Raw genomic sequence first — 4,924 nt, 5'->3', positions numbered from 1 at the left:
GTCGCCACTTTCTCGCGTCTGGCACCGGAAACGCAGCCAACCCCGTTTCTGCGGTGCGGGCAAGGGGTGTTATGTTAAAAGCCGAGGTCTGGCGGATACGGAAAAAATTATGCCGGCCGGGCTTATGCCCGCGGAAATCCGGCCGATACTTAAATTATCCTTCACAAAGGATATCCTGCGATCCAGTCAGTTGAGTGTTTTCCGTCTCCCGGATGGGAGCCATTTTTTTGCCTTCTGATGCGTGTTAAGGCTTGCGGAGCTGCGCTGGTTCTTCCAAGATTGAGAGACGCCAGCTTCCTGCTGGAGCCGGCGGATTTGCCGTAAATATGAACATTTTCTTATTGTTCAGCCCGCTAAAGATGGCGGGTTTTTTACGCGTGAAATCCGGAGCCGGACATCATGCCGGCATGGCTGAAGAGCGGGCTTTTTCCCGCCCTGTCGCAGTAATATATAAAGCTACATAAGGAGTAGCCGATAACCATGGCAGTACTTACATTATCCGGGCAATCTGATTCATATGTTTTCACTTAAATATATGTTCTCCCTGAACCTCCAGCGATCAGCCATTTCGTATGACGCAATTTGTCAGAATAAGCCTGTCATTGAGTTCAGTCCGGAGGGGGTGATAAATAAAGCCAGCCCGCTTTTTCTCTCCACTATGGGGTACAGGGCTGATGAAATAATCGGTCACCACCATCGTATATTCTGCCCGCCCTCGCTGGTAAGTTCACCGGAATACAGCCAGTTCTGGCAGCGCCTTGCCAGGGGAGAAAGCTTTAGTGGCAAGTACCTGCGGCTGGCAAAGGGAAATCGTTCCGTATGGCTTGAAGCCAGTTATATCCCCGTTTCTGACAGGCGCGGCCGTGTTATCAGAGTCATTAAAATTGCTGCCGATATTTCTGAGCGCGTGCATTCTGCTCTTGAGCAGGAAGCAGTCGTAAATGCCATAAACCGTTCTATGGCCATCATCACCTTCAATCCTGAAGGGATCGTGCTTGAAGCAAATGAAAATTTCGTCAATGCCACTGGCTATAAGCGGGATGAAATCATAGGTAAGCATCATCGTCTGTTCTGTGCCGAGACGCTTTACAAAAGTGATGAATACCGACATTTCTGGGAGAGACTGAATCAAGGTGAGTTTTTTTCTGGTCTGTTTCCACGCCTTAACCGTCAGGGAGACCCTCTGTGGTTCCGTGCAACTTATAACCCTGTCTTTAACAGTGATGGGCAGCTTTATAAAATTGTGAAATTCGCTACAGATGTTACGGCTGATGTCCTGCGAAACCAGAGAGAGCAAGAGGCTGCTGTGCATGCATGGGATATGGCCGTGCAGACCCGAGAAAGTGCGCAGAACGGTGCCAATGTTATTGAAAATAGCATCCTTATGATTGACAGAATTGCGCAGGGGATGGGGGCTGTCTCCACCGATATCTCACGGCTCAACAATCAGTCTGAAAGTATTGACGATATGGTGGAAACCATCCGGAAGTTTGCCATGCAGACAAGACTTATTGCACTGAATGCCGCGATTGAAGCAGCAAGGGCTGGCGCATCCGGAAGAAGTTTTGCGGTTGTTGCCGCAGAAGTGCGTAATCTTGCGGCGAGCGTCAGTAGCGCGACTGAAGAAATTGAGCAAGTCGTGGCCAGCAATAGTCAACTGGCCAAGGATGTTCTCTGTGGCATTGAAAACAGCCTGATGAACACTCGGAAAGGGGTTACACTCATGCGCGAAGCGGGTGAAGTTATGACCAGCATTCAGAGGAATGCTGCAGGGGTTGAGACTGCGGTTAAGGATGTCGCCATTTCAGTTAAAGCCGGATAGGCCATGGTGCATATCCCCATATCTGTCGAACATCACAGATGATCTTCTTGAGATCCTTTCCGTTGCGTCGTAATCTCTTGCTCTGAAAACGAAAAACCACCCGGCAAGGTGGCTTTTCGAAGGTTCGCAAGAGTTGACGCTCTTTTGAACCGCGGTAACTGGCTTGGAGGAGCACAGTCACCAAAACTGTCCTTTCAGTGTAGCCTTATCGCACCCGAAACTTCAAGACTCTCCTCCTCTAAACCTGTTACCAGTGGCTGCTGCCAGTGGCGCTTTGTCGTGTTTTTCCGGATTGGACTCAAGTTGATAGTTACCGGATAAGGCGCAGCGGTCGGACTGAACGGGGGTTCGTGCATACAGTCCAGCTTGGAGCGAACTGCCTTCCCGGAACTGAGTGTCAGGCGTGGAATGAGACAAACGCGGCCATAACAGCGGAATGACACCGGTAAACCGAAAGGCAGGAACAGGAGAGCGCACGAGGGAGCCACCAGGGAAACGCCTGGTATCTTTATAGTCCTGTCGGGTTTCGCCACCACTGATTTGAGCGTCAGATTTCGTGATGCTTGTCAGGGGCGGAGCCTATGGAAAACGGCTTCGCCGTGGCCTTATCGCTTCCCTGTTAAGCTTCTTTCTGGCATCTCCCAGGAAATTTCCGCCCCGCCTGTAAGCCGGTACCGCTCGCCGCAGCCGAACGACCGAGCGCAGCGAGTGAGTGAGCGAGGAAGCGGAATATATCCTGTATCACATATTCTGCTGACGCTCCGCTGCTGCATTTTTCTCCTGCCAGATGAAGCACTTCACTGATATTCGCATCCGTGCCAATATAGTAAGCCAGTATACACTCCGCTAGCGCTACGTGACTGGTTCAGGGCTGCGCCCCGAAACCCGCCAAAGCCTGACGCGCCTGCGGCTTGTCCAACCCCGCGCCGACCGGGAAAGGCTTTCCCGCCCGTCCCGGCGTTATCAGGAGGCCGGTTTGTCAGAGAAACGGAACAAGATGCTCACCATGTGGGTGACGGAGGACGAGCACCGGCGGCTGCTTGAGCGCTGTGACGGCAGGCAGCTGGCGGCGTGGATGCGGCAGACCTGCCTGGACGAAAAGTCTGCGCGCACCGGAAAGCTCCCTCAATCTCGCCGGCGCTGCTGCGCCAGCTTGCCGGCATGGGGAATAACCTGAACCAGATAGCCCGCCGTGTTAACGCCGGCGGCGGCACCGGCCATGACAGGGTGCAGATTGTGGCGGCGCTGATGGCCATCGATGCCGGGCTTGAGCGGCTGCGGCACGCCGTTCTTGAGAAAGGAACGGACGATGATCGTTAAATTTCATCCACGTGGCCGCGGCGGTGGCGCCGGGCCGGTGGACTATCTGCTGGGTAAAGACCGGCAGCGTGAAGGCGCCAGCGTCCTGCAGGGAAGCCGGAAGAAGTCCGGGAGCTGATTGACGCGTCGCCTTACGTGAAGAAATACACCTCCGGCGTCCTGTCGTTTGCGGAGGCCGATCTGCCTCCCGGCCAGCGGGAAAAACTGATGGCCAGCTTCGAGCGGGTTCTGATGCCCGGACTTGATAAAGATCAGTACAGCATTCTGTGGGTGGAGCACGAGGACAAGGGGCGTCTGGAGCTGAACTTTCTGATCCCCAATACCGAGCTGCTGACCGGCAGGCGGCTCCAGCCGTACTACGACCGCGCCGACCGGCCGCGTATCGATGCCTGGCAGACCATCGTGAACGGCAGACTGGGGCTGCACGATCCGAACGCGCCGGAAAACCGCCGGGCGCTGGTCACGCCGGCCGGACTGCCGAAAACGAAGCAGGAAGCCGCAGAAGCCATCACCCGTGGACTGCTGAGCTTAGCCTCGTCCGGGGAGCTGAAAAGCCGTCAGGACGTCACTGAGGCTCTTGAAGGTGCAGGTTTTGAGGTGGTGTGTACAACGAAAAGCAGTATCAGCATTGCCGACCCTGACGGGGGGCGAAACATCCGACTGAAGGGAGCCATCTATGAGCAGTCTTTTAACGCTGGCGAAGGACTTAGAGCAGCAATCGAAAGCGCAGCAGAAGAGTACCGGCGAGATGCTGAAAGCCGCATTCAGCGAGCACGAGCAGTCTGTCAGAGCGGAACTGAACGCAAGCGCGAGGAGAATCAGCGACGCCATCAGCGCCCACGAGCAGAGTATGAGCGAGGCGATGGAGAAAAACCGGCGGAGCGTGTTGCTGACGGCCGGGAGGACATGGCTCACCATCCTGATGGTGTCAGCGCTGCTGATCGCCACGAGCGGGAGCATTCTGTGGTGGCAGGGGCAGCAGATAACCGACAATTACACGCATCTTCGTCAGCAGGAAGATACCCTGGCGAAAATGACCGCCCGGACGTGGGGAGTGCGCTATCAGGAGAGCAGCGACGGCCGGAGGTTTCTTATCCTGCCGCCGGGGATGCAAGCCGAAGCCATCCCCTACGACGGGACGACATGGATCCGCCTGAAACAGGAGTAGCGGAAAATGACAGAGCTGGAAAAGCAGTTGCTGAGCGCATTAGAGCAGCTACAGCAGGACTACTCGCAAAGGCTGGACGAATGGGGGAGCGCCTTCGCGGAATGGCGGAGCATGTGTGGTCTTATGCAACGGGAGAACGCGGTGCTGAACGAGCGCGTGTCGGACTTGAGCACGCAGGTGCTGAGTTTAAGCGAGCAGCTGCGCCGCTTGTCCGGGAACTGAATGCCATCGAGGAGAAGGCTGCACTGGAGTATCAGCGTCAGAACGAGCTGGAGCTGACGCTCCGACAGAAGCAGAAGAGTTTCGATGGTCCGAAGATGAGGTGACAGCCCGCACGAAGAAGGGCTCATCGCGTTCCTGCTAAATAGGCTGACTACCGGAATGGTAGTGACTTATCCCGGAGGAAGTGATGAAAATTCTCAACGTTATTGAAGCCCTGCTGAACTGTTTTTACCTGGTGATGGAGCTGTGTGAGTTGCCGGAGAGGCATTTGCCGGTTTTTAAGGCGTTCGCGCTGATTTTAGTGTGACTTTACGCTGCATGCATCTGGCTGCATGACTATGCATCAGTGTAATATCCAGCGGCTGCGTTTTTGGTGTTTTTTCGTCATGTCT

5 protein-coding genes and 1 pseudogene are annotated in these 4,924 nt (G+C 55.0%); all 6 read left to right on the top strand.

The genetic code is table 11. The annotated features are described in order from the left end of the window. A partial coding sequence (locus tag ACLHV8_RS27050; protein WP_410392162.1) for a hypothetical protein occupies positions 1-238 on the top strand: 238 nt, incomplete at its 5' end. Between the two features lie 279 nt (positions 239-517). Next, complete coding sequence (locus ACLHV8_RS27045; protein ID WP_033488194.1) at positions 518-1,822, top strand: PAS domain-containing methyl-accepting chemotaxis protein; 1,305 nt, start codon at positions 518-520, stop codon at positions 1,820-1,822. A gap of 997 nt (positions 1,823-2,819) precedes the next feature. Then, positions 2,820-3,142 (top strand): annotated as a pseudogene (locus ACLHV8_RS27040) (MobC family plasmid mobilization relaxosome protein). Continuing rightward, the gene (locus ACLHV8_RS27035) at positions 3,132-3,260 is read left to right on the top strand and encodes a hypothetical protein (protein ID WP_407200169.1); all 129 of its coding nucleotides are present in this window, start codon (positions 3,132-3,134) and stop codon (positions 3,258-3,260) included. The pseudogene ACLHV8_RS27040 and the gene ACLHV8_RS27035 overlap by 11 nt, the downstream one beginning before the upstream one ends. Positions 3,261-3,818: 558 nt before the next feature. Beyond that, positions 3,819-4,310: an MbeB family mobilization protein gene (locus tag ACLHV8_RS27030; RefSeq protein ID WP_047720453.1), complete on the top strand. Its 492-nt coding sequence runs from the start codon at positions 3,819-3,821 to the stop codon at positions 4,308-4,310. 6 nt (positions 4,311-4,316) lie between these two features. After that, positions 4,317-4,532 (top strand): MbeD family mobilization/exclusion protein, encoded by a 216-nt coding sequence (locus ACLHV8_RS27025; RefSeq protein ID WP_410392161.1) that lies wholly within the window; start codon positions 4,317-4,319, stop codon positions 4,530-4,532. The last annotated feature ends 392 nt before the right edge of the window (positions 4,533-4,924 follow it).

It is taken from the genome of Enterobacter sp. CPE_E863 (assembly GCF_046521465.1).
Classification (GTDB): domain Bacteria; phylum Pseudomonadota; class Gammaproteobacteria; order Enterobacterales; family Enterobacteriaceae; genus Enterobacter; species Enterobacter adelaidei.
Note: the sequence above shows the minus strand (reverse complement) of the source record. Positions and strands in the feature narration are given on the sequence as shown.

What these genes read in the sequence shown, in the direction of transcription:
- ACLHV8_RS27045 (WP_033488194.1), top strand. Translation starts at nt 518, where the DNA reads ATGTTTTCACTTAAATATATGTTCTCCCTGAACCTCCAGCGATCAGCC.
- ACLHV8_RS27035 (WP_407200169.1), top strand. Translation starts at nt 3,132, where the DNA reads ATGATCGTTAAATTTCATCCACGTGGCCGCGGCGGTGGCGCCGGGCCG.
- ACLHV8_RS27030 (WP_047720453.1), top strand. Translation starts at nt 3,819, where the DNA reads ATGAGCAGTCTTTTAACGCTGGCGAAGGACTTAGAGCAGCAATCGAAA.
- ACLHV8_RS27025 (WP_410392161.1), top strand. Translation starts at nt 4,317, where the DNA reads ATGACAGAGCTGGAAAAGCAGTTGCTGAGCGCATTAGAGCAGCTACAG.